This is a genomic window from Mesorhizobium sp. M1403, assembly GCF_040317695.1.
GTDB lineage: Bacteria > Pseudomonadota > Alphaproteobacteria > Rhizobiales > Rhizobiaceae > Mesorhizobium.
The window spans coordinates 132316-158683 of sequence record NZ_JAMYKY010000010.1 but is presented as its reverse complement, the minus strand read 5'-3'; the positions used below and the strand labels follow the sequence as shown (position 1 = coordinate 158683).

22 protein-coding genes and 1 tRNA gene are annotated in these 26368 nt (G+C 62.1%); 9 read left to right on the top strand and 14 right to left on the bottom strand.

The genetic code is table 11. The annotated features are described in order from the left end of the window. Positions 1-276: 276 nt before the first annotated feature. The 3 genes from NKH01_RS18350 to NKH01_RS18340 form a co-directional block, all read right to left on the bottom strand. Positions 277-621, bottom strand: a complete 345-nt coding sequence (locus NKH01_RS18350; RefSeq protein ID WP_502912642.1) for an Atu4866 domain-containing protein — start codon at positions 619-621, stop codon at positions 277-279. Next, positions 621-1349 (bottom strand): SDR family oxidoreductase, encoded by a 729-nt coding sequence (locus tag NKH01_RS18345; RefSeq protein ID WP_353021536.1) that lies wholly within the window; start codon positions 1347-1349, stop codon positions 621-623. The genes NKH01_RS18350 and NKH01_RS18345 overlap by 1 nt, the downstream gene beginning before the upstream one ends. A gap of 82 nt (positions 1350-1431) precedes the next feature. Next, on the bottom strand, positions 1432-2184 hold the full coding sequence (locus NKH01_RS18340; RefSeq protein WP_353021533.1) for an SDR family NAD(P)-dependent oxidoreductase: 753 nt from the start codon (positions 2182-2184) through the stop codon (positions 1432-1434). Positions 2185-2321: 137 nt separating this feature from the next. On the opposite strand from NKH01_RS18340, the gene NKH01_RS18335 reads away from it, so the two are divergent. Next, entirely contained in the window at positions 2322-3245 is a 924-nt protein-coding gene (locus tag NKH01_RS18335) for a LysR family transcriptional regulator (protein ID WP_353021530.1), read from the top strand. A gap of 44 nt (positions 3246-3289) precedes the next feature. Here NKH01_RS18335 and NKH01_RS18330 read toward each other — a convergent pair. Then, positions 3290-3366, bottom strand: a tRNA-His gene (locus tag NKH01_RS18330). 345 nt (positions 3367-3711) lie between these two features. Further along, positions 3712-4170, bottom strand: a complete 459-nt coding sequence (locus NKH01_RS18325) for a phasin (protein WP_353021527.1) — start codon at positions 4168-4170, stop codon at positions 3712-3714. Between the two features lie 253 nt (positions 4171-4423). Between NKH01_RS18325 and NKH01_RS18320 the strand changes: the two genes are divergently transcribed. Then, positions 4424-8224, top strand: a complete 3801-nt coding sequence (locus NKH01_RS18320) for a PAS domain S-box protein (RefSeq protein ID WP_353021524.1) — start codon at positions 4424-4426, stop codon at positions 8222-8224. A gap of 271 nt (positions 8225-8495) precedes the next feature. Here NKH01_RS18320 and NKH01_RS18315 read toward each other — a convergent pair whose 3' ends face one another. Then, the gene (locus NKH01_RS18315) at positions 8496-10454 is read right to left on the bottom strand and encodes an acetoacetate--CoA ligase (protein ID WP_353021521.1); all 1959 of its coding nucleotides are present in this window, start codon (positions 10452-10454) and stop codon (positions 8496-8498) included. Positions 10455-10636: 182 nt separating this feature from the next. Between NKH01_RS18315 and NKH01_RS18310 the strand changes: the two genes are divergently transcribed. Next, positions 10637-12487, top strand: coding sequence for an AsmA family protein (locus NKH01_RS18310; RefSeq protein WP_353021518.1), 1851 nt, complete (start codon positions 10637-10639; stop codon positions 12485-12487). A gap of 11 nt (positions 12488-12498) precedes the next feature. On the opposite strand, the gene NKH01_RS18305 is transcribed toward NKH01_RS18310, so the two are convergent. From NKH01_RS18305 to NKH01_RS18285, 5 genes are all read right to left on the bottom strand, one after another. Continuing rightward, complete coding sequence (locus NKH01_RS18305; RefSeq protein ID WP_352791192.1) at positions 12499-13317, bottom strand: ABC transporter permease; 819 nt, start codon at positions 13315-13317, stop codon at positions 12499-12501. After that, on the bottom strand, positions 13314-14282 hold the full coding sequence (locus NKH01_RS18300) for an ABC transporter permease subunit (protein WP_031194151.1): 969 nt from the start codon (positions 14280-14282) through the stop codon (positions 13314-13316). Before NKH01_RS18300 ends, NKH01_RS18305 begins: the two co-directional genes overlap by 4 nt. 9 nt (positions 14283-14291) lie before the next feature. Then, positions 14292-15431 (bottom strand): ABC transporter ATP-binding protein, encoded by a 1140-nt coding sequence (locus NKH01_RS18295; protein WP_352791194.1) that lies wholly within the window; start codon positions 15429-15431, stop codon positions 14292-14294. A gap of 72 nt (positions 15432-15503) precedes the next feature. Then, on the bottom strand, positions 15504-16604 hold the full coding sequence (locus NKH01_RS18290) for a polyamine ABC transporter substrate-binding protein (RefSeq protein ID WP_353021513.1): 1101 nt from the start codon (positions 16602-16604) through the stop codon (positions 15504-15506). A gap of 352 nt (positions 16605-16956) precedes the next feature. Then, entirely contained in the window at positions 16957-17904 is a 948-nt protein-coding gene (locus tag NKH01_RS18285; RefSeq protein WP_352885458.1) for a DMT family transporter, read from the bottom strand. A 201-nt stretch (positions 17905-18105) separates the two neighbouring features. Here NKH01_RS18285 and NKH01_RS18280 point away from each other — a divergent pair, with 201 nt between their 5' ends. Then, positions 18106-18897 carry a class I SAM-dependent methyltransferase gene (locus tag NKH01_RS18280; protein WP_352547848.1) on the top strand — a complete coding sequence of 264 codons (792 nt, stop codon included), beginning with the start codon at positions 18106-18108 and terminating at the stop codon, positions 18895-18897. A gap of 43 nt (positions 18898-18940) precedes the next feature. On the opposite strand, the gene NKH01_RS18275 is transcribed toward NKH01_RS18280, so the two are convergent. Then, on the bottom strand, positions 18941-20392 hold the full coding sequence (locus tag NKH01_RS18275; RefSeq protein WP_352482384.1) for a helix-turn-helix domain-containing protein: 1452 nt from the start codon (positions 20390-20392) through the stop codon (positions 18941-18943). Between the two features lie 238 nt (positions 20393-20630). Between NKH01_RS18275 and aceA the strand changes: the two genes are divergently transcribed. Next, on the top strand, positions 20631-21920 hold the full coding sequence (gene aceA / locus NKH01_RS18270) for an isocitrate lyase (protein ID WP_023719401.1): 1290 nt from the start codon (positions 20631-20633) through the stop codon (positions 21918-21920). Positions 21921-21981: 61 nt separating this feature from the next. Further along, positions 21982-22224: an SMc00767 family acetate metabolism repressor gene (locus tag NKH01_RS18265; RefSeq protein WP_023719402.1), complete on the top strand. Its 243-nt coding sequence runs from the start codon at positions 21982-21984 to the stop codon at positions 22222-22224. 64 nt (positions 22225-22288) lie between these two features. Here the strand turns inward: NKH01_RS18265 and NKH01_RS18260 are convergent, their stop codons facing one another. Continuing rightward, entirely contained in the window at positions 22289-22750 is a 462-nt protein-coding gene (locus NKH01_RS18260; protein ID WP_023719403.1) for a RidA family protein, read from the bottom strand. A gap of 430 nt (positions 22751-23180) precedes the next feature. On the opposite strand from NKH01_RS18260, the gene NKH01_RS18255 reads away from it, so the two are divergent. Then, positions 23181-23570 carry an ANTAR domain-containing protein gene (locus NKH01_RS18255; protein ID WP_156948085.1) on the top strand — a complete coding sequence of 130 codons (390 nt, stop codon included), beginning with the start codon at positions 23181-23183 and terminating at the stop codon, positions 23568-23570. Positions 23571-23602: 32 nt separating this feature from the next. Here NKH01_RS18255 and NKH01_RS18250 read toward each other — a convergent pair whose 3' ends face one another. Continuing rightward, positions 23603-24319 (bottom strand): HAD family hydrolase, encoded by a 717-nt coding sequence (locus NKH01_RS18250; protein ID WP_352493833.1) that lies wholly within the window; start codon positions 24317-24319, stop codon positions 23603-23605. Between the two features lie 168 nt (positions 24320-24487). Between NKH01_RS18250 and NKH01_RS18245 the strand changes: the two genes are divergently transcribed. Together NKH01_RS18245 and NKH01_RS18240 are read left to right on the top strand one after the other, a co-directional pair. After that, positions 24488-25921 carry a glutamine synthetase family protein gene (locus NKH01_RS18245; RefSeq protein ID WP_023719406.1) on the top strand — a complete coding sequence of 478 codons (1434 nt, stop codon included), beginning with the start codon at positions 24488-24490 and terminating at the stop codon, positions 25919-25921. 59 nt (positions 25922-25980) lie between these two features. Beyond that, on the top strand, positions 25981-26349 hold the full coding sequence (locus tag NKH01_RS18240; RefSeq protein WP_353021506.1) for a four helix bundle protein: 369 nt from the start codon (positions 25981-25983) through the stop codon (positions 26347-26349). Positions 26350-26368 lie beyond the last annotated feature (19 nt).

Sequence of the window (26368 nt, the reverse complement as noted above, 5' to 3'; positions counted from 1 at the left end):
TTTTCAAGCCGTTTTAGATCACAATAGATAACACAATAGCTAGCACATTTACCGCGCACTCGCCGGCACCAGGTAAAAGGCGAGCCGTCAAAGCCGCCGCTATATAGTGACAACCATTTACAATGTCGACTCTGCCCGCGATCCTGCTTCTTTCCGCCGCGCTTGCTGGGAGATATGTGGTGTGGCGAGCCTTGCGGTGCAAACTGCCGAGCGCCTCATGCAAGGCATGCAATAGCGTCTTGTGGAACCCTGAATTGCTTGTCTCAGGGTGGCTCTCTACCGCTGGCGATAAAGGATCATGCCGGCATGATAGAGAACGCCTTCGACGAACTCACCGTCCGCGGTGAAGCCCGCATCGTCCCAGTATTCTATGTGGTTGCCCTGCACTTCATAGCGTCCCCGATAGGCGCTCTCGCGGTCACCGCGCGCTTCGTCATAACGGCCGTTCGGCAGGAGTTCGTGCCTGATATGGCGATCCTCGGTGACCCACATTCCGACATAGGGGTGATCTTGGCGCGTCATTGATTCCTCCGCAAGGATTGGAGTTGAAGGAAGGGTCAGGCCGGTTGGGGCTACAGCAACGGCAATACCCGTAAGCATTGAGGCCAAAGTGGATCGCATCAATGCGCCGCCTTCGTCGGACGCACGACGATCTCGTTGACATCGACATCGTCGGGCTGTTCGATTGCGTAGCGCACTGCCCTGGCGATGGCATCGGGTTGCAGGGCAATAGCACGCCAGGTTTTCATGGCGGCGGCAGCGGCTTCGTCCGTGATCGTGTTGGCCAGCTCGCTTTCCACCACACCGGGATGAATGCAGGTTACGCGGATATCGTCACTCTCCTGGCGGAGCCCAACGGAAATCGCGCGGACAGCGTATTTCGTTGCGCAATAAACGGCAGCCGTGGGCGAGACGGCCAGTGCGCCGATGGAACCGATATTGATGATATGCCCGGAGCCGCGTGCCGTCATCTCCGGCAGCACCGCCGCGACGCCGTACAGAACACCTTTGATGTTGACGTCCACCATCAGCTCCCACTCGTCGACCTTCATGGCTGCCATGGCCGAGAGCGGCATGACGCCCGCATTGCTGACGATGACGTCGACCTGGCCCCATTCGGCCCGCGCAGCATCGGCGAATGCTGCGACATCCGCCCTTTTGGTGACGTCGAGCGCTCGTACGCGAACGATTCCACCAGCTGCCTCGATTTCGGCTGCGAGGACTTCAAGGCGGTCGGTGCGCCGTGCGCCAAGCATCAGCTTTGCACCTGCCGCGCCAAGTTCGCGGGCGATGCCAGCACCGATGCCGCTGGAGGCACCGGTGATCAGAACAACTTTGTTCATGGTCATCGAGATGATCCTTTTGGTTCTTTTCACGATGTGAAGGGATGGCGTGCGGGTGAGCTCCCGCGGGACGCCAGCCTTATTTGGGTCACTGGGCGGTGTAGCCGCCATCAACCAGAAGCAGGGCCCCGGTGATGAAGCTGGACGCCGGCGAGGCTAGGAAGGCGATGGCCTCGGCAACTTCTTGCGGCTGGCCGATCCGGCCGATCGGATGCGCATCGCCAAAGCTGCGCAGCATCTCCCGGCCATTCTCCACCACACCTTCCATGATGTCGGTTTCGATCACGCCAGGGGCAACGGCGTTGCAGCGAATGCCCATGCGCCCGTATTCGATCGCGATCACCTTGGTCAGCTGTGCGACAGCCGCCTTGGAGGAGGCATAGGCCGCCTGCGTCTCGAAGGCCGCGACGGCCGAGATCGACGAGACGTTGACGATCGCGCCGCCACCGCCGGCGGCCATCAATTCCACCGCGGCACGGGCGGTGACGAAGCTGCCGCGCGCATTGATCTGCAGGATGCGGTCATAGTCGTCGACCGAGGTCTCCGTCAGACGTTTGTTGAGCGTGCGACCGGCATTGTTCACGACGATGTCCAGTCGTCCGAAGCGCCTCGCCGCGAGTTCGACCGAGCGTCTGGCCAGATCCTCGTCGGCGACATCGCCGACCAGCGTTGCCACGTCCTCGGCTTCCAATTCGCGTACAGTCTCGCTGAGATCGCTTGCCACGATCCGGGCGCCCCGCACTCGCAGCAGCTCCGCCGTGCAGCGGCCGATGCCGCGTGCCGAGCCCGTCACGAGGGCAACTTTTCCATCCAGGTTCCAGGAGGAAGGCAGTGATGTCATGGGTTATCTCCTTTGTCGGCCGGCATCGGCTTGGATCGGGAGGATCAAGCCTTCTTGCCGTTGCGACAGAGATAGAGCCATGGCATTGTCACGATAACCCGCCCGCTCTTAACCTCGATGGTAAGCGTTACTAACCAATGGACGTCGATCTCAATGCAATTGCCGTCTTCGTCACAGTGGCCGAGGAACGCAATTTCCGCGCTGCGGCAGACCGGCTGGGCGTGACGCGCTCGGCGGTCAGCCAGAGCGTCCTCAGGCTTGAACAGCGCCTTGGCATCGCATTGCTGCAGCGCACGACACGCAGCGTAAATCTGACCGAGGCGGGCGAGCGCCTGCTGGCGAGCGTCGCACCGGCGATCGCCGACGTGAACGCGGCAATCGAAGCCACCACGGAGTTTCTGGACCGCCCACGCGGCCGGCTGCGGATCGCGGTTTCGTCGATCGCGGAGACGTTTCTGTCAGGGCCGTTGCTGGCGTCCTTTGCAGAAAGATTTCCCGAGGTGCATCTGGATATCGTGGTCACCGACGAGGAATTCGACATCGTTGCCGAAGGTTATGATGCGGGCGTGAGGCTCGGCGAAGTGATCGAGCAGGACATGATTGCCGTGCCGGTATCGGGCGATCAGCGACAGATGGCCGTCTGCGCCCCGCGCTATCTCGAAAAGTTCGGAGCACCCGCCCATCCGCGCGAGCTTGTGGCTCATCGTTGTATCGGCTGGCGGCCGGCGCCGGGAGTTTCGCCCTATCGGTGGGAGTTTGGCGAGGACGGGCGCGAGTTCGACGTGGCGGTTGCGCCCGAGATCACCACTAACGACATGTGGCTGATGATCCGGCTGGCCGTTGCAGGCGCCGGAATCACGTTCGGCATGGCGGACACATTCCGCCCCTGGATCGACCGCGGCGAGCTTGTGCCAATCCTCGACGACTATTTTCCGCCGTTTGCGGGCTTCTATCTTTATTTTCCCAGCCGACGGAATATCGCGCCGAAGCTGAGAGCCCTTGTGGATCACCTGCGCGGTGCGCGTCAGGCGGGATCGCAGGTGACCGCGCCAGGGTCGTAGAGATCGCTTGGCGCTATTGGTCAGAAACCTGGCTGAAAGCTGAATGGTACCGTTGGCTGGGATCGAACCAGCGACCTCCGGATCCACAATCCGGCGCTCTAACCATCTGAGCTACAACGGCACGCTTGCCCGAGCGATATCCAGACGGAACGTTCATTCTCCGGGACCCGCTCTGTCGTTCGGCGATGCGTCCATACGGGCTATCGGAGTTTAATTCAAGGCTTTTGGCAAAGCAAAAGATCGCTCCGGCATAGCGTCATTTTTCGCCGGACAAAGAAAAGGCCGGCGGGAGGAGGTGCCGGCCTTTTCCTGTTACGAGCCAGCGGGAGGAGGTGCTGGCTGGTTATCCCGGTGAGCAGAGGGAGGAGGTTCCACCCGCCGGGTATTCGCTTAAACCACTATATCGCACATCTATTTGTCTGACGAAATGCGACCTTTTGATGCATCGTCAAACTGTGTGCAAATATTAGGCGATCTTAATTTCTTTCACGGCCTTCTCGAAGGCGGTCTTGATCGGCTTGGATACGTCCTCAGCCGCCTTGGCAGCAACCGCCTGGAAGTCCTTGGCCTGCTCAACGGTCATTTCGACGCGCTTGCGCAGGAACGCAGTCTGCAGCTCGACGACTTCCGACAGCGACTTGGCGCCAATCAGGGCTTCGAAATGCGAGAAGCCGGCCTCGGCATTGGCGCGCAGGGCGGCGATGGTCTTGAGCGACAGGTCGCTGGAAACGGTCTTGGCGGTCTCGTAGGACGACTCCAGAGCCTTCTGGGTCTCCTCGGCGCCGGTCTTCAGCTTGGCATAGGCCTCTTTCGACTGCTCGACGCCCTTTTCGGCGAAGGCGCGGATCTGATCGGTGGCCTTGGAAGCGTCGAAGCTTGGGAATTCAACGTTTTCGATCGTGTCGGCGGTCTTGGTCCTGGACATTTTCCATCCTTTTCAGCGGCAGCGGCTTTGACAGAAAGCCGTCTCGTTCATCTATCATGGCAATATAAAGGCAAATTTTGTGCATTGCAACATGTTTGTTGCATCGCACCATTGATTATTTGTTTCGCGACGTTAACCACGCGCCTAGAGATTCCGCTGGTTGCACGCTATGACTTGTGGACCTTCGCGCCGTCGGCTTTTATTAACAAAGCGTTAACCGCAAATTGCCCGCTCTGTGAGGGTCGCCAAGCGCATGCCGGCTGAAAACTACTCCTTCCTCGATGTTGCCGTGCTCGACGCGGTTCGCCTGCGCTTCGCCGCTGGCGACGCGATCGCCATTCTGTCGGCGGATCTCGAGCAGGTGATATGGGCCAACGGTCCCGGCGCAGCGGTATTCGGCTATCCGGACATCGGAGCCATCATCGGCGCCTCGGCAGGATTGCCGCTGATCGCCAGGCGCCAGATCATGGCAACCAGCGGTTTTCCGCAGATCGGCCGCGACCGTGCCATCACGGTCCGGCTGGCGACCGGGCTGACCAGCCGCGCGGTCGGTTTCCTGGCCAGCGCGGTGACCATGCCCGATGGCGAGGAAGCAGTCATGCTGGCGCTGCCGGCGGCGCAGACCGGCTCGCGCAGCGCCGCCGAGATCGCCGATCGCGCCATCAGTGGCTTTACCGAAGACGGCCACTACATCGCCTTTGTCGACGCCAAGGGCAATATCGACGCCGCGTCGGACGGCTTTTCGTCGCTCGGCATCCAGCCTGAGACGCTGGCCGCGCTTGTCGCCGACGTGGCGAATGAGAGCGACCGCATCGTCAAGCGCCTGGTTCCGGGCGGGTCCAACTCCTATCCGGCAGGCTTTGCCCGGCTGACGGACGAGCGGCACCTGCTTGTGGTGATCGACGAGGACCGGCTTGACGGCGAGGCTCCTGTTGGCGAGCGCGCCGGCGCGGAAGCCGGCAGCGAGGCAGCGGCGACGCCGAGCGGTCTTTCCCAGCCAACTGACCAGGACAACGAGCAGCCAATCGCCGATCCGCCAATCACCACCACCGGCGCGGCGGAGATCGACCTTGCGGCGATCGAAGGCAGCTCCGCATCGGCGGAGCACGAGCCTGCCGACACAGCCAAGCAGGTTTCGGGGGCCGACAATCAGCACACGGCTGGCGAAACGCCGACGCAGCATGACCATTGGTACTTCAATGCGGGCGACGACACACAGGTCCCGCCCGGGGCAGGTGTGTTCGGCGAAGCCGAGACACCAGCCAGCCCCGCCGCTTCGCCGGCCGGTCTGGACGCCCCGCAGGAAAGCGCCACACAAGCGATCAAAGCCGCTTCCCGGGCCGAACGCCGCGCCCCCACGATCGATCGCGCGGCCGCGCCTATGCGTTTCGTCTGGCGTACCGACGCAGAGGGCCGGTTCAGTGCCCTATCACCGGAATTTGCCGAACTCGTCGGCAAGCCCGCCGCCGACGTGATCGGCCGCCGCTTCGAGGACGTTTCAGCCGCCTACGGCCTCGATGCCTCAGGCGAGATCGCCGGCCTGCTCGAACGGCGCGACACCTGGTCAGGCCGCTCCGTGCTGTGGCCGGTCGCCGGCACCGATCTGAAAATACCCGTCGATCTGGCGGCGCTCCCGGTTTACAGCCGCAGCCGCGTTTTCGAAGGTTTTCGCGGTTTCGGCGTCGCCCGCAGCGGCGATGCGGTGGTCGATCCGGACGCGGCCGGCATGGCCCTTGTCGAGGAGGAACCTGCCGCGAGCGTCAGGCCGCAAGCCGTTGAACCTACCCCCGAGACACCGAAAGCCGCCGATCCGTTCCGAGGCGAAGTGCCGGCACTGACCATCGTGCCAAAGCCCGAGCGGCGCTTTGCCGACAAGGTGATCCGACTGGCCGAGCACCGGCAGCCGGCCAACGACAAGGGCCTGTCGACGCTGGAACGCAGCGCGTTTCGCGAGATTGGCGAGCGTCTCAAGAAGGACAGCACCCCGGCCGAAAAGCCGGTAGACGAACAGCCCAGCGCCGAGAAGCCAAAGCCGGCTGCGGAGACCGCGACCAAAGTCGAGGCAGCCGGCAAGGCCGACGAACCAAAGCTGAAAAAAGCCGGTCCGACGGACAAGGGTGAGATGCCGGCGCCAGGTCCGGAAAGCGAGGTGGCCGAACCGCCCGAGGCCGATGCCGAGGATCAGAAGGACCTTGCCCGGCTCGACGGCGAGCAACCCGACGAGACGGCAGCAGAGGCGCAAGCCGGCGAACCCGTCACACGCCCTGTTTCCGGATCGCTGCTCGACTATGCCGACCGCGAACCCAGCGATGAAGCGCAGGAAGGCGTTGAGCCCAGCACGAACCGTCGAACGATCGTCGCCGAAGCGCCGCAGGATGGCGACGACGACAGCATGACGGCCGAAGATTTCCGTGACGCCGAGGACAGCGAGGATTGGTCCGAGGACAGCGCAGCCGCAGCCGACGTTGCCGGCTCGGCGCCGCCCATCGGGCGGCCGCTGGCACCACCGCTCAAGCTCGACGGCTTCGTGCCGTCGGCGTTTGCCGGAGAGGACAACAAGGGGCCGGATACCTCGATCCTCGGCAAGCTGCCAGTGCCGGTGCTTATCCATTCCGGCGACCAGCTGCACTACGCGAACGACGAATTCCTCGGCCTGACCGGCTATGCGACGCTCAGTGCCTTGGACAAGGCCGGCGGGCTCGGCGCGCTGTTTGCCGACCCTTATGCCGACGACGGCAGTTCCGACGGCAGCGACCGCGCTCTACGGCTGAAGACGCGCGACGGTCAGGAGTTTCCGATCGACGCGATTTTACGCTCCGTCCCCTGGGGAAACGGCAAGGCGCTGATGCTGGTCGTACGCCGTTCCGGCGACGACGAAGCAACAGCCATTCCACATGGCGCCGCCGACGACCAAACGCAGCCGGATGTCTCCGAGCTCAAGGCGCGCATCGCCGAAATGCGCACCATCATCGATACCGCCACCGACGGCGTCGTGCTGATCGGCCGTAACGGAACGATCCGTTCAATTAGCCGTCCGGCGGAAGCGCTGTTCGGCTTCGACAGCGACGAGGTGACCGGCAAACCGTTCGTCTCGCTGTTTGCGATCGAAAGCCAGCGCGCGGCGCGCGACTATCTCGACGGGCTGTCGGAGCCCGGCGTTGCAAGCGTGATGAACGATGGCCGCGAGGTGATCGGACGCGAGGCGCAGGGGCGCTTCATCCCACTGTTCATGACCATCGGCAGGCTGCCCAACGACAGCGGCTTCTGCGCGGTGGTGCGCGACATTACCCAGTGGAAGCGCGCCGAAGAGGACCTGACCCAGGCGCGCGCGGTCGCCGAACGCGCCTCGTCGCAGAAGACGGATTTCCTGGCCCGCATCAGCCACGAGATCCGCACGCCGCTCAACGCCATCATCGGCTTTTCCGAGCTGATGGTGGACGAGAAATTCGGGCCGGTGGCCAATGACCGCTATCGCGACTATCTGCGCGACATCAACCGTTCGGGCAACCACGTGCTCGATCTGGTCAACGACCTGCTCGACATTTCGAAAATCGAGGCCGGTCAGCAGGAGATGGCTTATGAGGCGGTGTCGCTCAACGACACGCTGGCCGAGACCGTGGCGATGATGCAGCCGCAAGCCAACCGGGAACGCGTCATCATCCGCTCCAGCTTCGCCTCGCGACTGCCGGAAGTGGTGGCCGATCTGCGCAGCGTGCGGCAGATCGCGCTCAACATCTTGTCGAACGCCGTCCGCTACACGCAGGCCGGCGGCCAGGTGATCGTGTCGACCGCCTATGAGCTCTCCGGCGACGTCGTCATGCGCGTGCGCGATACCGGCATCGGCATGAGCCAGTCCGAGATCGAGCAGGCGCTGAAGCCGTTCAAGCAGATCAACGCGCTGAAGCGCGGCCGCGGCGACGGCACCGGTCTCGGGCTGCCGCTGACGAAGGCGATGGTCGAAGCGAACCGTGCCCGGTTCACCATCAACTCGACGCCCGGCGAGGGAACCCTGGTCGAAGTCGCCTTCCCCTCGACCCGCGTGCTGGCCGGTTAGGTCTATGGCTGCGCAAAGAAAAAAGGCGTCCAATGGGACGCCTTGAATGATAGAATTGCTGTCACAACGGGGCTTGAGCGAATCAGATCCTCTGGGGGCTAAGAGGAACGGGATTTCTCCCTCAAGTTACGCACGACTATCGATGCCGGGCCTTAACAAATCCTTACCGGCACGCCGGAAAATTTACCAATGTGTACCACTCATGAAATCTAGGTAAATTCCGCGGAGACATTTCGTTAACCATGACCCGGTTCCAGCCCGGGCTTCATGCTCAGTCGGCAAGCTGCGGCAGATTGCGGAACAGCTCGAGCGCTTCGGGATTGGCGAGCGCTTCCTTGTTCTTGATGGCGCGGCCATGCACCATGTCGCGGACCGCGAGCTCGGTGATCTTGCCCGATTTGGTGCGCGGAATATCGCTGACGGCGACGATCTTGGCCGGCACATGGCGCGGGCTCGCCCCGGTGCGGATTTTCGCGCGGATGCGTTTTTCCAGCTCGGCATCGAGCTCGACGCCGGCAGCCAGCCGCACGAACAGCACGACACGCACGTCATTGTCGAAATGCTGGCCGATGCATAGCGCTTCGAGGATTTCCGGCATCTGCTCGACCTGATTGTAGATTTCCGCCGTGCCGATCCTGACACCGCCCGGATTGAGCGTGGCGTCGGAACGGCCATGGATGATCAGCCCGCCATGGGCGGTCCATTCGGCGAAATCGCCGTGGCACCAGACATTGTCGAAGCGCTCGAAATAGGCGGCCTTGTATTTCCTGCCGTCAGGGTCGTTCCAGAAGCCGATCGGCATTGCCGGAAACGGCTTGGTGCAGACGAGCTCGCCCTTCTCCTGGCGAAGCGGACGGCCATCATCGCCCCAGACGTCGACGGCAAGGCCGAGGCCGGGTCCCTGGATCTCGCCGGGCCATACCGGTTCGATCGGCACGCCGAGCACGAAGCAGGAGACGATATCGGTGCCGCCGGAGATCGAGGCGAGATGCACGTCCTTCTTGATGCCTTCATAGACGAAACGGAAATCTTCCGGCGACAGCGGCGAGCCGGTCGAGGAGATGGTGCGCACACTGGAAAGATCATGCGTGTGGATCGGCTTCAGGCCGGCCTTGCGCACGGAATCGATGAATTTGGCCGAGGTGCCGAAGTAGGTCATCTTCTCGGCATCGGCGAAGTCGAACAGCGCATTGCCGTCCGGGTAGAAAGGCGAGCCGTCATAGAGCAGCAAGGTGGCGCCCGACGCCAGGCCCGACACCAGCCAGTTCCACATCATCCAGCCGCAGGTGGTGAAATAGAAGAAGCGATCGCCGTCGAGCAGGCCGGCATGCAGCCGCTCTTCCTTGACGTGCTGGATCAGCGTTCCGCCGGCTGAATGGACGATGCATTTGGGGATGCCGGTCGTGCCTGACGAAAACAGGATGTAGAGCGGATGCGAAAACGGCAGCCCTTCGTAACTGACAGGCCTGGCGGCAAAGGGTGACAGCGCCTCCTCCAGCGCAGCCGCCTTGCCGATGGTTGCCGCGACGTCGGTCGAGGTGCCGAGATAATCGATAATCAGGACCTTGCGCACGGTGGCGAGCTTCGCCACCACGGCCGCGATCTTGTCGGCGACTTCGATCGCCTTGCCATTGTACCAATAGCCGTCCGGCGCGATGAACACGACAGGCTCGATCTGGCCGAACCGGTCGAGAACACCCTGCTCGCCGAAATCGGGGGAGCAGGACGACCAGACGGCGCCGATCGAGGCGGCAGCCAGCATCGCCGCAACGGTCTCCGGCATGTTCGGCATCATCGCGGCGATGCGGTCGCCCTTCTTCACCTTGAGCGACAGGAAGAGCTGTTGCAGGCGCGAGGTCAGCGCATGCAGCTCGTTCCAGGACAGCCGCCGCTCGACCTTGTCCTCGCCGCGAAAGACGATGGCGTCGCCAAGCCCGGTTTTCTTCAGGAGATTCTCGGCGATGTTCAGCTTCGCGTCAGGGAAGAAGGTCGCGCCGGGCATCTTGTCGCCATCGACCAGCACGCGTTCGCCCTTGTCGCCGACGATGCCGCAAAAGTCCCAGACCAGGCTCCAGAAGGTCTCGCGGTCATCGATCGACCAGCGATGCAGGTCGGCATAGGAGGAGAAAGCCTTGCCGGCCCTGCTCGCCGCGGCATTCATGAAGGCGGTCATCGGCGCAGCGTCGATCTGCTCTTGCGTCGGCATCCAGAGCGGTGCGTCGTCGGCCATCATTGTTCCTCCGCAGGCTGCATCGCTTATGCATATCGCGATGCAGCAGAGCAAGATTTTGTTGGACCGCGCCGGTCAGGGTGTGCGCAAATGCCATCGCCGGGCCATAAAGACTTGAAATGCGTCAGCCGTCGGTTACACCCGTCGGGCGATTTTGTCGGAATGGAAGCATACGGGGCGATATGCCATCACCTTTGATCCGACGCGGAATATGGGCGATCGGCGCAGCCGTCATCGTCATCGCGCTGGTTGTCGCAGCCTTGCCGTTGATCGCCTCGACCCGTATCGTGCGTGACCGCATCGCGTGGGAAATGAGCGCCTGGAGCGGTTTCAGGGTCACCATCGATGGCGCGCCGCGCATCGAGGTCTGGCCGAATTTCCGGGCGATCCTGAGCGACGTGACGCTGTCGCAATGGACAGAGACGGATGCACCGCCTGTGATCGAGGCCGAGCGGGTCGAGGTCGACCTCTCGGCCATGGCGGCGCTGCGTGGCGACGTGGTGTTTTCGACTGCGCGGCTGGTGCGACCGACGATCAGGGTTCAGCGTACCGCGAGCGGGTTTTTCCTGCCTGCGATTCCGAGCGGCGGGCGCATTACGCGTTCGATCGATGCTGCCCGCGCGGTGATCAACACAAATCCCGCCAAGCCGGATCTCGGCAAGCTGCCGGCAGATCCGTTCGGCACAGTCGAGTTCAGGGACGGCCGCGTGGTCGCCGCCATCGGCGGCAAGGACCAGGAGATATTGAGCAGCCTGAGCGGCCAGGCGAATTGGGCCGCGATGAACAGCAATGCGACGCTGTCGGCAACCGGGATATGGCGCGGCGAAAGCGTTTCCGTCGACGCCGCATCGCCGAACCCGCTTGTGCTGTTTGGCGGCGGCGCAGCACCGGTCACGCTTTCCTTCAAGGCGGCGCCGGCCAGCTTTTCCTTCGACGGGCTGGCCAGCATGTCGGAGAACGGCTATTTCGACGGCCAGGCAAAATTTGCCGCACCTTCGCTGCGACGCGTGCTCGAATGGTCGCAGGCCGGCATCGCGCCCGGTGCGGCAATCGGCTCGATCTCGGTTTCAAGCAAGATCACCGCGACGGCCGGGCGCATCAAATTCGAAAATACGGCCCTGACCCTCGACCACAACCCTGGAATGGGCGCGCTGGACTTCACCTACGGCGAGGCACTGCCGGTGATCTCCGGCACACTTGCCTTCGATACGCTCGACCTCAGATCGTTTCTCTCCGCCTTTACCCCCGTACCATCCGCCGGCGCCGCCGGTCCGGGCGAGATCGACACAAGCTTCGCCGACCGGATCAATCTCGATCTCAGGCTGTCCGCCGCGCATGCCACGGCAGGTGCAATCCAGCTTGCCGACGTCGCCGCCACCGCCCAGGTCAAGAACGGCCTCGCCGTCTTCGACATCTCCGATGCATCCGCCTTTGGCGGCAACGTCCAAAGCAGCGTCCGTTTCGACCGCAAGCCCGCCGGCACGGAAGTCGAGATCCGGCTGCTTGCTTCCGACATCGACGGCGGCGCTTTCGGCACCGCGGCCGGGATGACGCGGCTGGTGCCGATCGGCACCGGAACCGTTTCGGTCATCCTCAAGGGGCCGGGCAGAACCTGGGACTCCATTTTCGAAAACGCCAATGGCTCGCTGTCCGCGACCTTCGGCGCGGGTGCGCTGAGCCGGCTTAACCTGCCGGCGTTCCTCAAGCACACCGAACAGGGCGGATTCTTCGCGCTCGACGACGTCTCGGACGGAACGCTGCCGATCGACGGGGCCGAGCTCAAGGCGAGCGTTTCGAACGGCGTGGCGCGCATCGACAAGGCCGAGGTGAATTCCGCGCAATACAAGATCTGGCTTTCCGGCATCGCATCCTATGCCGGACGCGGGCTGGCGCTGTCCGGCGGCATCGTCCAGCCGAGCCAGGCTGCCACGCAGACGAACGGCCAAGCGCCCCAGCAGTCGTCGTTCTTCGTCGGCGGCACCTGGAGCACGCCGTTCATCTCGCCGATAAGTCGCGGTGTTTCAGGCGAGTAAGCAGCAGGAACTCAACCTCGCTGCGCCGCCTGCTCGTCGCGCTGCCGCTGCACCTCGCGGCGTTTGTTTGCGAGCGAAGCGATGATCACGCCAACTGCGACGACCGCGATCAGAATGGTGCACGCCGCGTTGATTTCCGGCGTCACGCCAAGGCGGACCTGGCTGTAGATCTTCATCGGCAGCGTCGTGGCGCCAGGCCCCGAGGTGAAGCTGGCAATAACCAGGTCGTCGAGCGAGAGCGTGAAGGCCAGCATCCAGCCAGAGACGATCGCCGGCATGATGACCGGCAGCGTGATCTGGAAGAAGGTCCTTACCGGCGGCGCACCGAGATCCATCGCGGCTTCTTCCAGCGAACGATCGAACGTGATCAGGCGCGATTGGACCACCACAGCGACGAAGCACATGGTCAGCGTGGTGTGGGCAAGCGTCACCGTGAGAAAGCCGCGGTCGAAGCCGACAGCGACGAAGAGCAGCAATAGCGACAGGCCGGTGATGACTTCCGGCATGACCAGCGGCGCAAACACCATGCCGGAAAACAGCAGCCGGCCGCGAAAGCGCGTGTAGCGCGTCAGGGTGAGCGCCGCCAGAGTGCCGAGCACGGTCGCCACGGTGGCCGAGATGACGCCGACGCGCGCCGTCACCCAGGTGGCGTCCATCAGACCCTGATTGTGGAACAGCGACACGTACCATTTCGTCGAGAAGCCGCCCCAGACGGTGACCAGCTTCGACTCGTTGAAAGAGAACACGACGAGCAGGACGATCGGCAGGTAGAGAAAGGCAAAGCCGAGCACGATCGAAACGATGTTGAAGCGGCTCCAGGTAGCGTTCATAGGTCCTGCTCCTGGGCACGCGCCTGGGCTCGCTGGAAGAGCATGATCGGCACGATCAGCAGCAGCAGCAAGATGACGGCAACGGCAGACGACACCGGCCAGTCGCGGTTGCCGAAGAATTCGCTCCACAGCGTCCTGCCGATCATCAGTGTCTGTGAGCCGCCGAGCAGATCGGGGATGACGAACTCGCCGACGGCGGGAATGAACACCAACAGGCAGCCGGCGATGACGCCGGGCAGCGACAGCGGGAACGTGATCTTCCAGAAGGCGCTGGTCGGCGGGCAGCCGAGATCCTTGGCGGCCTCGATCAGCGAATTGTCCATCTTCTCCAATGCCGAATAGAGCGGCAGGACCATGAACGGCAGATAGGAGTAGACGATGCCAATGAAGATCGCCGTGTAGGTGTTGAGGATGATCAGCCGATGGCTGATGATGCCGGTGGCGAGCAGCAGCTCGTTGAGCAGGCCCTCGGGCTTGAGAATGCCGATCCAGGCGTAGACACGGATCAGGAACGAGGTCCAGAACGGCAGGATCACCAGCATCAGCAAGGTCGGGCGGATCGTCGCCGGAGCGCGTGCCATGCCATAGGCGATGGGATAACCGATCACCAACGTCAGGACCGTCGAGATGGCGGCGACGATGACGCTCGTCACATAGGCGTTGAAGTAGAGCGCGTCCTGCGTCAGCCAGATGTAGTTGTCAAAATTGAGCGCGCCAAACCACGCGACAACCCCGGAAACGCCGTCGCGGAAATCGAGCACCGGCGTGTAGGGCGGCATGGCTATCGCGGTCTGCGACAGCGAAATCTTAAAGACGATGATGAAGGGGACGAGAAAGAAGAACAGCAGCCAGAGGTAGGGGATGATGATGACGAGACGGCTAACCAAAGCCGCTCCCAGCCTGGCCAAGGCGGATTTGCCGGCAGCGCTTGCCGAGGAGCTTGTTGCGGCGGTGACAGCGGACATGATCAGTCCCTACCGTGTCAGCACGACGCCGGCGTCGGGTCGGAAGGAAACCCAGGCGCGGTCGTTCCAGGTCAGCGGATCCTCGGTGATGCGTGCCGCGTTCATGGTACTTGCCCGCACCACCTGACCGTCATCCAGCCTGACGTGATAGATGGTCATGTCACCGAGATAGGCGATGTCGTAGACCTCGCCCTCGATGGCATTGACGGCACCAGCCGGTTTCGTGGAGGAAACCTTGATCTTCTCCGGCCTGATAGCAAAGGTAACGGACGTTCCGGCGGCGGCACGGCCGGCATTTTCGGTGCGGATGGTGATGCCGTTGCCGGCGTCGATGCTTGCGCTGCCGGCCTCGCCAGCCGCGATCTTGCCGTCGAACATATTCACATTGCCGACGAAGCCGGCGACGAAGCGGGAACCCGGCGCCTCGTAGACCTCGGCCGGCGTCGCCACCTGCATCACCTCGCCCTTGTCGATGATGGCGATGCGGTCGGCCATCGTCATCGCCTCTTCCTGGTCATGGGTGACGACGACGAAGGTGAGGCCAAGGCTCTGCTGCAGATCCATCAGCTCGAACTGGGTTTCCTCGCGCAGCTTCTTGTCCAGCGCGCCAAGCGGCTCATCGAGCAGCAGGACTTTCGGCCGCTTGGCCACAGAGCGGGCCAGTGCGACACGCTGGCGCTGGCCGCCCGACAATTGGTGCGGCTTGCGTTTGGCGAACTGCTCGAGTTTGACCAGCTTCAGCATCTCGGCGACGCGCTTGTCGATATCGGCCTTGGCCATGCCTTCCTGCTTGAGGCCGAACGCGATGTTGTTCTCGACCGTCATGTGCGGAAACAAGGCGTAGGACTGGAACATCATATTGACCGGCCGCCGATATGGCGGGATGCCGCGCAGATCCTGGCCATCGAGCAGGATACGGCCGGCGGTCGGTTCCTCGAAGCCGGCAAGCATCCTGAGCAGCGTCGATTTCCCGCAGCCCGAGGCCCCGAGCAGGGCAAAGAATTCGCGTTCGAAGATGGTCAGCGACAGATTGTTGACGGCAGTGAAGTCGCCGAACTTCTTGGTGACGTTGTCGAACTGGATGTATGGCTTGGCATTCGGATCGTTCCATGGCGCGAAATCCCTGCGGATGCTGCCAAGCGATTTCATGTCCCACTCCGTGCCTGATTCTGCCCCTGAAAAACGACCCCGGCAGTCAGCCACCGGGGTCGCGTCAGATCACTATTGTCCCGTGATGACCTTGGTCCACGATCTGGTGACGAGACGTTGCGTCTTGGGGTCATATGGACCGACAGTGAACAGCTTGGCCAGCGTCGAGTCATCCGGATAAATGCCCGGGTCATCAAGGATCTCCTTGCTGACGAGCGGCTGAGAGGCCTTGTTGCCATTGGCGTAGAAGACAAAGTTGGTGGATTTGGCAATAACTTCTGGTCTCATCATGTAGTTCAGAAATTCGTGTGCCTCGGCGACATGCGGTGCATCGGCCGGGATCGCCATTTCGTCGAACCACATTTCCGCACCTTCCTTTGGAATCGTGTAGGCGATGTCGACCCCCTTTTTCGCTTCCGCCGCACGGTCGCGGGCCTGGAAGAGATCCCCCGAAAATCCGACAGCCACGCAGACGTCGCCATTGGCGAGCGCGTTGATGTATTCCGACGAATGGAATTTGCGGATAGAAGGCCGGATGCTCAGCATGAGGTCTGTGGCCTTGGCAAGGTCGTCAGGAGAGGTCGAGTCAGGCTTGAGGCCAAGATAGTTCAGCACAGTCGGAAAAATGTCTGTAGGCGAATCCAGGAAGTACACGCCACAATTGGCGAGCTTGGCGATATTCTCCGGCTTCAGGACCGCATCCCAGCTGTCGATCTTGTCGACGCCGAGGGCTTCCTTCACTTTCTCGGTGTTGTAGCCAATGCCTGTGGTCCCCCACATGTAGTTAACCGAGTATTCGTTGCCGGGGTCGAACTTCGCAACCCGCTCCATCACCACGTTCCACATATTGGAAAGGTTGGGCAGCTTCGACTTGTCCAGCTTCTGATATACCCCGGCCTGGATTTGACGGGCCAGGAACGGGCTTGCCGTCGGCACCACGACATCGTAGCCGCTACCACCGGCAAGCAGCTTGGTTTCGAGAATTTCGTTGGAATCATAGGTGTCGTAGACGACCTTGATGCCGGTTTCCTTGGTGAAGTCGTCGATGATCGAACTGTCGATATAGTCCGACCAGTTGAAGACGTTGACGACACGGTCCTCGGCATGCGCGCCCAAGGTGAAAACTGCCAGAAACGCCGAAGTCGCCGAAAGCCAGAGCGCTTTGCGGGTCATGCTATTCTCCTTTGATGAGTGTTCCGTCGCCAGCTCGTCGCGGCGTGCGCCCGGCTGGGCATTTGCTTCAGGGTATTGAGCTTGCAGGCAGGCGACAAGCGCGAATTGCCGGCGCCATTATGGTTCGGCGACGAGGCGACAGTGAAGACTTGGCGTGGCGTTGGTGGTGTTGCGGCGCCGTCAGAAGCTTTCGCTACGGCGCGCGCAGGGAGACGACGATGTTGTCCGGCCTCGATGCAGCCGGCATGGAGACTTGGCAAGATACGCCTGTCTTGTTGTTGCCGTGATCGCAGCCTGCCCGCGCGGCTGCGACATTGTCAATGGTCCATCTCGCTTTGGCGCGCGCGCTGCATCAATTAGGCGAAGGCACACCGGTGACGCCCGCCCGTTGCGGCCGCGTCTGGCGCTTGAATTCGAGCCCGATATGGACGAGGAGTGCCGTGACGACAACCGCACCGCCGACGATGGTACGCGCCGACGGCACCTCGGAATGAATGAGCCAGACCCAGATCGGGCCTAGGATCGGCTCGAACGTGCCGAGCAGCGCCGCGACGGCCGCCGGAACAAGCCGGGCGCCGGTGGCGAAGAAGGCGAGGCCGAGCCCCAGATTGACCACGCCGAAGGCAAAGAGGAAGCCCATATCGTGGCTGGAAACGCCGAGTGCCGACGCCTGGGAGGCCGCAAAGGCGGCCGCCAGCATCGTGCCGAGGCAGGTCGCCGGGGTCATACGCACATGGGCAAAGCGGCGCGTGATGACGGTGGCGATCGAGAACATGACGGCAATGAGCAGCGCCAGCCCGTCGCCGATCGGCGATACGGCGCCATCGAGCGATTCCGAGACCATGATGGCGACGCCAGCAATGACGGCGGCGATCGCCAGCCAGGTCGCCACGGCCACCCGCTCGCGAAACAGCGCCCAGGCAAACAACGCCGCCAGAAGCGGCACACCGGCCTGCATCAACAGGATGTTGGCGACGGTGGTATATGCAAGCGCCACGACGAAAGAGGTCGACGCCGTGGCGAAACAAAACGCCACCGCAAGGCCGGCCAGGCCCATGCCGCGAAACAGCTTCAGCGTGCCACGCCAGCCGTCGCGCCAGACCATGAAGCAGAGCAGGAAGGCGGCGGCCCAGACCGAGCGCCAGAACACCACCGTCCAGCTGTCGCCGGCATCGATGAAACGGGCAATGGTACCGCCGAGGCTCCACATCAGGGCCGACAGGAACACCAGCAGGAAACCGATACGCTCCTCATTTCGCGGAGGCGAAACAGCGATCTGCGGTGATGATATGTCGGTCATGAGTCGGACTGTCGGCGATTTCGAGGCGGCACGATGCACAGCGGACGACAGAAACGTGCCTTAATCGCGTAACGCAAAGACGGGGATGGGGAGTGATCCAGCATCGTGTTCCATTTGGCGCACCGACAGGTGCACAGAGATGCCCGATCATCGACAGACGCCCCATGCTCGACGTACGGTGCAAATGTATAGGGCGCCCCCATGGATGAGCCATTCTACAAAACGGCGGCGATTGGCTATGACGAGTTGTTCGCCCGTGCGACGAACTCGTTTATCCCGTCCTTGCTGAAGGCAGCACGGATTGCGCCTGGCCATCGCGTGCTCGACGTCGCAACGGGCACCGGAGCGGCAGCGCAAGCCGCTGCCATCATTGTAGGCCCTTCCGGCGCCGTGATTGGCGGCGACATCTCGCCGGCCATGCTCGAATCCGCCAAACGCAATTTGAAAGACCAGCCAATCACCCTCGCTACGTTCGACGCCCACGCGCTTCCTTATGAGGACCGTCGGTTCGACACAGTGACCTGTCAGCTTGGGCTCATGTTCTTCTCGGACCAGCTTGGAGCGCTTTCGGAATTTCGCCGGGTTCTGCGCCCCAACGGCTGGACTGCAGTTAGCGTGACAACGACGCCAGAGCGTTCGTTGTTCGCCAGAATAGGTGCGGTAATCGCCCGCCATGCCCCTGAGAAAGCTGAAAAGCTAAATCGCTTCTTCTCCGTCCCCGACGCCACATGCTTGCATGATTTGCTCTATCGCGCCGGGTTTCGAAAGATTGACGTCCAGCTCGAAACGCGGCCCATCAAGTTCTCGTCCTTCGACGACTATTTCAGCGGCATCGCCAAGGGCGCAACATTGAGCGGTCAGGAGTATGTCCAGCTTCCTCCGGATATGAAGCACATCGTGCGCGAGGAGGTCTGGCGCGGGCTAGCTTCGCCGAGCCCTGGAGAGCCGCTGACGATTGAAATGGACGTTCTGATAGGCAGCGGTAGCCGATAGAAGAATGCGCCCGCGGCACGATCCCCGGCAACTCTGTTTGCCGTCACTGAAAATCGAACGCCGACAGTCCCGTCACCATCTCGTCGAGGCCGAGCGGGCGTGTCAGCGGTGGCTCGGCGCGGGCGAGGCAGCCGATGCGTTCACACAGCCGGCAGGCAGGGCCGACCGGCGTCGCGGACACAGTGGCGTTCTGTCCGGCCTTGCCGATGGCGGCCGGCCCCGGCAACGCTGCTCCATAGACGATCTCATCGCGAAAACCGATGTCGCAGCCGAGCAGCAGCGCGGTGCGGCGCGGTCGCTCGGCAAACGAGCCCTGCGGGCCTTCGAGCGTGCGGGCGATGCAGAGAAACGCCGCACCATCGGGCATTTCCACGGCCTCGACCAGGATTTGGCCGGGCTGGGCGAAGGTGGTATGGACCGGCAGCTTCGGACAGCCGCCGCCGAAGCGGCTTTGCGGAAAGCCGTGGCTGCCCGCCTTGCGGAAGCGATTGCCGGCACTGTCGACCTCGAGCATGAAGAACGGCACGCCCGACGCACCCGGCCGCTGCAGCGTGGTCAGCCGGTTCGCCGCTTGCTCGAAGGAAACGCCGAAGCGCGACCGCAACATGTCGATGTCATAGCGGGCGCGGACCGCAGCGGCGTGAAAAGGCTGATAGGGCATCATCAGCGCGTGCGCGGCATAGCGGCCGAGCTCGAAACGGGCGAGCCGGCGGGCTTCGTCCGTGGCCAGCTTCAGCGCCTGGATCTCGACAGCGACAGCAACGCTCATGCGGATCAGGCAGGCCTCCATAGCCACCTCGCGCAGCTGATCGAATGGCGACAGGCGCTCGGACAGGAACAGGCGCTGCGAGTGACGGTCATAGCGACGGCGCCAGTTGGGCATGGTGGCGACCGGCAGTACTTTGACGACGACGCCGAATTCACGCCGCAGCCAAGCCTTCAACGCACTGAACAGATCGTCGCCGGGATCGAGCACCGACGTGAATGCCTCGGCTTCCTCTTCGAGCGCGGTAAAATGGTTCGGCCGGCGTTCGAAAATCTCATGCACCTCGTCGATCGGCAGCCGGGCGCCGGAGAGTGCGGTGGCTTTGCCCTCACGCGCGAGCAGCTCGTTGAGATCGGATAGCCGCGCGGCCTGCTCGCGATAGGCGCGAAACAGCTTTATCACAGCGGCGGAAGCGTTGGGCGCCGCCTCGGCAAGCTCGATGAGTTCCTGGTCGCCTGGCAGTTCGCCGGCCAGCAACGGATCTGAAAACACTTCCTTCAAATCGGCGACCGAACCCCTCGCCTCGCCCTGCAATTCATGTGGGTCGACCTTGTAGACGGACGCCAGTCTCAGGATCAGTTGCACCGTCAACGGCCGTTGGTTGCGCTCGATGAGATTGAGATAGGACGGCGAGATGCCGAGCCCTTCGGCCATCGCCGTCTGGGTCAGGCCCTTGGCGTTGCGGATGCGACGAATGCGCGGCCCGGCAAAGATTTTATGGTCGGCCAATCGACTGTCCTTGACAAGAATTTACATCCGCTGATGGCATGGCGGCGTTTACAATCATGACAAATTTACAGCTCTCATCAGTCAAACACAACACAGGTTTTCTCTTATTTCATGGCCAATTTCGGAGTTTGTCTCGCTTGCCTAGTGCCGACATGTAAATGATGTCACGCACACGGCGCACATATTCCTTCTGTACGGCGTTTCCGAAACCGGCATTAAAGCCAGCCTGGAGTGACCAATGACCGATTTTTACAACCTTGTCCCGTCGGCGCCCCAAGGGCGCTTCGATGGCATCGAACGGCCGTATTCGCCAGAGGACGTGAGACGGCTGCGCGGCTCGGTGCAGATTCGGCAGAGCCTCGCCGAAATGGGGGCAAACCGGCTGTGGCAGCTCATCCATGAAGAGGATTTCGTCAACGCGCTCGGTGCCATGTCGGGCAACCAGGCAATGCAGCAGGTGCGGGCCGGGCTGAAAGCGATCTATCTGTCGGGATGGCAGGTCGCCGCCGATGCCAACACCGCTTCCGCCATGTACCCGGACCAGTCGCTTTATCCCGCAAATGCGGCGCCCGAACTGGTCAAGCGCATAAACCGCACCTTGCAGCGCGCCGACCAGATCGAGACTTCCGAAGGCAAGGGGCTGTCGGTCGACACCTGGTTCGCGCCGATCGTCGCCGATGCCGAAGCCGGCTTCGGCGGGCCGCTCAACGCCTTCGAGATCATGAAGGCATTCATCGAGGCGGGTGCGGCCGGCGTCCATTACGAGGACCAGCTGGCTTCGGAGAAGAAATGCGGCCACCTCGGCGGCAAGGTGCTGATCCCGACCGCTGCACACATCCGCAACCTCAACGCTGCGCGGCTTGCCGCCGACGTCATGGGCACGCCGACGCTGGTCGTGGCCCGCACCGATGCGGAAGCGGCACAGCTCTTGACCTCCGACATCGATGAGCGCGACCAGCCCTTCGTCGATTATGGCGCCGGCCGCACCGCGGAGGGCTTCTATCGTGTCAGCAATGGCATCGAGCCCTGCATCGCCCGCGCCGTCGCCTACGCGCCCTATGCGGACCTGATCTGGTGCGAGACTTCCAAGCCCGATCTGGCGCAGGCCAGGACGTTTGCCGAGGGTGTGCGCAAGCACCATCCCGGCAAGCTGCTTGCCTATAATTGCTCGCCGTCTTTCAACTGGAAGAAGAATCTCGACGACGCGACGATTGCGAAGTTCCAGAAGGAACTCGGCGCCATGGGTTACAAGTTCCAGTTCATTACGCTGGCCGGTTTCCACCAGCTCAACTTCGGCATGTTCGAGCTCGCCCGCGGCTACAAGGAGCGGCAGATGGCGGCCTATTCGGAACTGCAGCAGGCGGAATTCGCCGCGGAAGCCAATGGCTACACCGCCACCAAGCACCAACGCGAGGTCGGCACCGGCTATTTCGACGCCGTCTCGATGGCGATCACCGGTGGCCAGTCTTCGACCACGGCCATGCATGGATCGACCGAGCACGCCCAATTCAGGCCGGCAGCGGAATAGCGGAATAGCAGACAAACAGAGGGAACGCCCAAACGGGCATGACAACACAAGGAGAAGACCAATGGCATCGATAAGCCGCGTCAAGGAACGGGCCGAAGAGCAAGCCACCAGCATGAATGTCGACCAGCAGGCGACCATTCGCATGTTGGCGAACGATCTGCACAGGCTCAATCAGTCGGTGATGAAGGCGGTCGAGGCCGGCGTCTCGGTCGAACTGGTGCGCTCGGCACGTCACCATGGCGGCGATGGCAACTGGGGCGATCTGCTGATCCCGGTCATCGTCACACAGCGGAGCCACGACTAATGAATTCTACCGCACCGCGCCTTTTTGAACGCATGCTATCGCACCTCGCAGGCTGCGGCTCTGCCTAGTCCGGCAGAGCTGCTAATGCAACGATTTCAATGACAAGATCAGACTGAGCAAGCGCTGCAACTCCAATAACTTCCGAGGGCGGCGGGTTGTTGTAGCTGCAGTGCTTCGGGCAGTGCACCGCAAAGAATTCGTCCAAGACGTCCAAGCGGAAATTGGGGGAGCTCAGAACGCCGCCATCGGGAAATGGCCCCTTAACAAAGAAGGTCAGCCGGATGAGATGCTCGAGCGCGCTGCCAAGCTCCTCCAGATCTGATTTGATGTTGGTGAGAACTGCGCGCCACTGTGCTGCCGCGTCGCCAATGGCGCCGCCGCCGCTTTTGCCGATCGGATCGTAGTCCTCGGCCGTCGCGGTATTTCCGGAAAGGTAGACAAACCCCTTTGCGCCGGTAACGACCGTACCCTTTCCCCATGGCATCAACCGGCCGTTTTTAAATTTCTTATGAGTCACGAGTTCCATTGTCATCTCCCGTCGCTCAAAGAGACGTGCTTAGCCAACGAGGAGGATAGTCCAGCGAGGCGATGCGACAAGCTCGCGACAGACTTGCCTCGCCTTCATCCAACCTGCTTCAATCCGGCTACGGCTGCGAGTTGATGCGTTCGCGCTGCACAGCCAAACTTCGCTGAAGCCTGCCCAGTTGTAATGGCGACTTCTCCTTTCGAGCGGCGGCAAAGAAAAGCACTTAATTTTAATTTTAATGTTTCTTGCGATATTCTCCTGATATGCCATTTCAGCTTGACATGAGCAGCGATCTCACGCCAATTACCTCTCAAGTTTCAACCCTGCATTGAAACACTGAACAACGGCCTGCCCCGCCATGTGCCCAGCGAATCGCGAAATCGAGACTGCAAAGCAGGCGGCGTTCGTTAGCCGGGGCGTGGAGACGCGGATGCTCCCAGATTTCTCGCGGGTGCTGGTGGTCGGAAAATCACCGATCAACCGGGTCGTGGTTTCAAAGATCGTTGAGCGGTCCGGCCTCAAACCGATCTCGGAAACTCCCGAAACCGCGGCAAAGGCCTTGCACGCGCTGATTCCCGGCACTGTCGTTCTCGACGGCGGAGCGGAGAACGGTGACTGCGACGCCTTGCTGTCGGGCATCGATGCGCTGCGAAGGGCGTCAGGCAAATCGCTTCCGTTGGTGATCCTGCTCTCAGTCAAGACCGGCACTCCGGAGACCCTGGGCCTGTCGAGCGTCATCGATGCGGTGGTCGTCAAGCCGATCACCACCGAACGGCTGCAGCCGGTGATCGACCGGCTGGTCGGGCTCGGCCGCAACTGACCTCTATCGCGACGCGTCGACTGCAGACCTGATCAATCAATCTCGCCGATACGCTCGATCAGGCCCGGCAGTTCACCGAGATTGGCTATCTGGCGAAAGCGCGGTGCTGAGACCGGCGGCTCGACATGCTCCAGCACCCAGGTCAGTTCATGCGGCACGTGGATGCCCCAACTGCCGGCTTCGATTGCCGGCACGACGTCCGATTTGAGCGAGTTGCCGACCATCATGCCCTTTTCCGGGCCATCGCCGTAGCGGCTGAAGATCCGGCTATAGGTGGCAGCGCTCTTATCGCTGACGATTTCGACCGCATGGAACAGCTCGCCCAGTCCGGATTGCGCGAGCTTGCGTTCCTGGTCGAAGAGGTCGCCCTTGGTGATCAGCACCAGGCGGTAGGCGCCGGCCAGCTTTTCCACGGTCTCGCGCGCATAGGGAAGCGGCTCGATCGGATGGCTGAGCATCTCGCGGCCCGCGGCGAGAATTTCGGCAATGGTTGAGGCAGGCACGTGGCCTTCGGTGACCTCGATCGCCGTCTCGATCATTGACAGCGTAAATCCCTTGATGCCGAAGCCGTAGACCGCGAGGTTGCGCTTCTCGACCTCCAGCAATCTTGCCGAAATCCAGTCCTCCTCGGCGTGGTCGGCGAGCAGCGCGGCAAAGCGCTTCTCGGTCATGCGGAAGAACTGTTCGTTCTGCCACAGCGTGTCGTCGGCGTCGAAGCCGATCGTCGTCAGTTTGCGGCTGTGTTGCATTCGGCGTCTTCAATTGCGGCGTTGCGGGACGCCGACCCTAGACCAGGATGTTTTTATCCGGAAGTCGTTGTGTTCCCCCGGTAATCGAGGCGCACGCCAGCCGGCTCCCCTTCCCTTTGGTCGCCGGCAACGGCTATACTCCACAATCTGCAACAAATCTGGTGATTGATGCCGCCTGCAAAAAAGGAAGTCCGTCCGTCGAGCCGCGGAGGACGCGCCCGCACGCCTGCCTTCGTGAAAAACCAACGTGGCGTCAAGAACTGGAAGGAAGTCAGCGCCTGGCTGGAATGGCGCGGCATCGAAGACATCGAATGCATCACGCCCGACCAGGCCGGGGTTGCGCGCGGCAAAATGATGCCGTCGAAGAAGTTCACCTCCAACACCTCGCTTGCCCTGCCTTCGGCGGTGTTCATGACGACGATCTCGGGTGGTTATCCGGAGGACGGCAACGGCTTCCACTATCCGGAGGACGATGGCGACCTCAAGCTGATGCCTGACCTCTCGACGCTGACGGTGGTGCCGTGGGAGGAGGACCCGACGGCGGCGGTCATCTGCGACCTCGTCCACCAGGACGGCCGCTCGGTCGAGTTCACACCGCGCAACGTTCTGAAGCGCGTGCTTGCCGCCTATGACAGACGCGGGCTGAGACCTGTGGTGGCGCCCGAGATCGAGTTCTACCTGGTGCGCAAGAACCCCGATCCGGACTACCCGCTGACCCCGCCAGTCGGGCGCTCCGGACGGCCGATCGGCGGCGGCGCCGGCTATTCGATCGCCGGGGTCAACGAATTCGACGAACTGATCGACGACATCTATCATTTCTCCGAAAGCCAGGGCCTGGAGATCGACACGCTGATCCACGAAGAGGGCGCCGGCCAACTCGAAATCAATCTGCGTCACGGCGATCCGATCGAGCTCGCCGACCAGGTGTTCATGTTCAAGCGAACCATCCGCGAGGCGGCGCTGAAGCACGAGATCTATGCCACGTTCATGGCCAAGCCGATCCAGGGGCAGCCCGGTTCGGCCATGCATATCCATCAGTCGATCATCGACAAGAAGACCGGCAAGAACGTCTTTTCCGCGGAGGACGGCTCGGAGACCGAGGCCTTCTTCCACTTCATCGGCGGCATGCAGAAACATGTGCCGAACGCGCTGGTGATGTTTGCGCCCTACGTCAATTCCTACCGGCGGCTGACGCAGGCGGCCTCGGCGCCGGTCAACAACAAATGGGGCTACGACAACCGCACCACGGCCTTTCGCGTGCCACGCTCCGACCCGGCAGCGCGGCGCGTCGAAAACCGCATTCCTTCCTCCGACGCCAATCCCTATCTGGCGCTGGCCGCATCGCTCGCCTGCGGGCTGATCGGCATGACCAATAAGATCAAGGCCGATCCGCCGGTACTGACGACCGCCAATGAGGATGAGATCGACCTGCCGCGCGGCCTGCTCGAAGCCGTCGACCTGTTCGAGGCCGACGAGGAACTCTGCGCCCTACTCGGCAAATCCTTCGCAGCGACTTATGCGGCGATCAAGCGGGCGGAATTCGAGACCTTCATGGAAGTGATCAGCCCATGGGAGCGGGAGTATTTGCTGCTGAATGTGTAGTAGGAGAGTAGGGCAATATGGCAGTAGGGCAGTTAGGGCAGTAGGGCAGTAGGGCAAGGATGACGGACAAGATCGCATCGTACAGGGATCTGATCGTCTGGCAGCAAGCCATGGACCTAACGGTTGCAATCTCCCAAGTCACAAGGACCTGGCCGAAGGACGAGCTCTACGGGCTGACGGGTCAGGTGCGTCGGGCAGCAACGTCTGTGCCAGCCAACATCGCCGAGGGTTACGGCGGAGAAAGCCGAGCTTCCTACCAGCAGTTTCTCAGGATCGCCCAGGGATCACTCAAGGAACTGGAGACACACCTTCTAATCGCGCAACGGGTTGGAATTACCTCTCGCGAGGCAGTCGAATCATTGATGCCTCACAGCGAGAGCGTAGGAAAGCTCTTGCGGCTTCTCATCCGCAAGCTGTCGGCTGAATAGACACCTACTGCCCTACTGC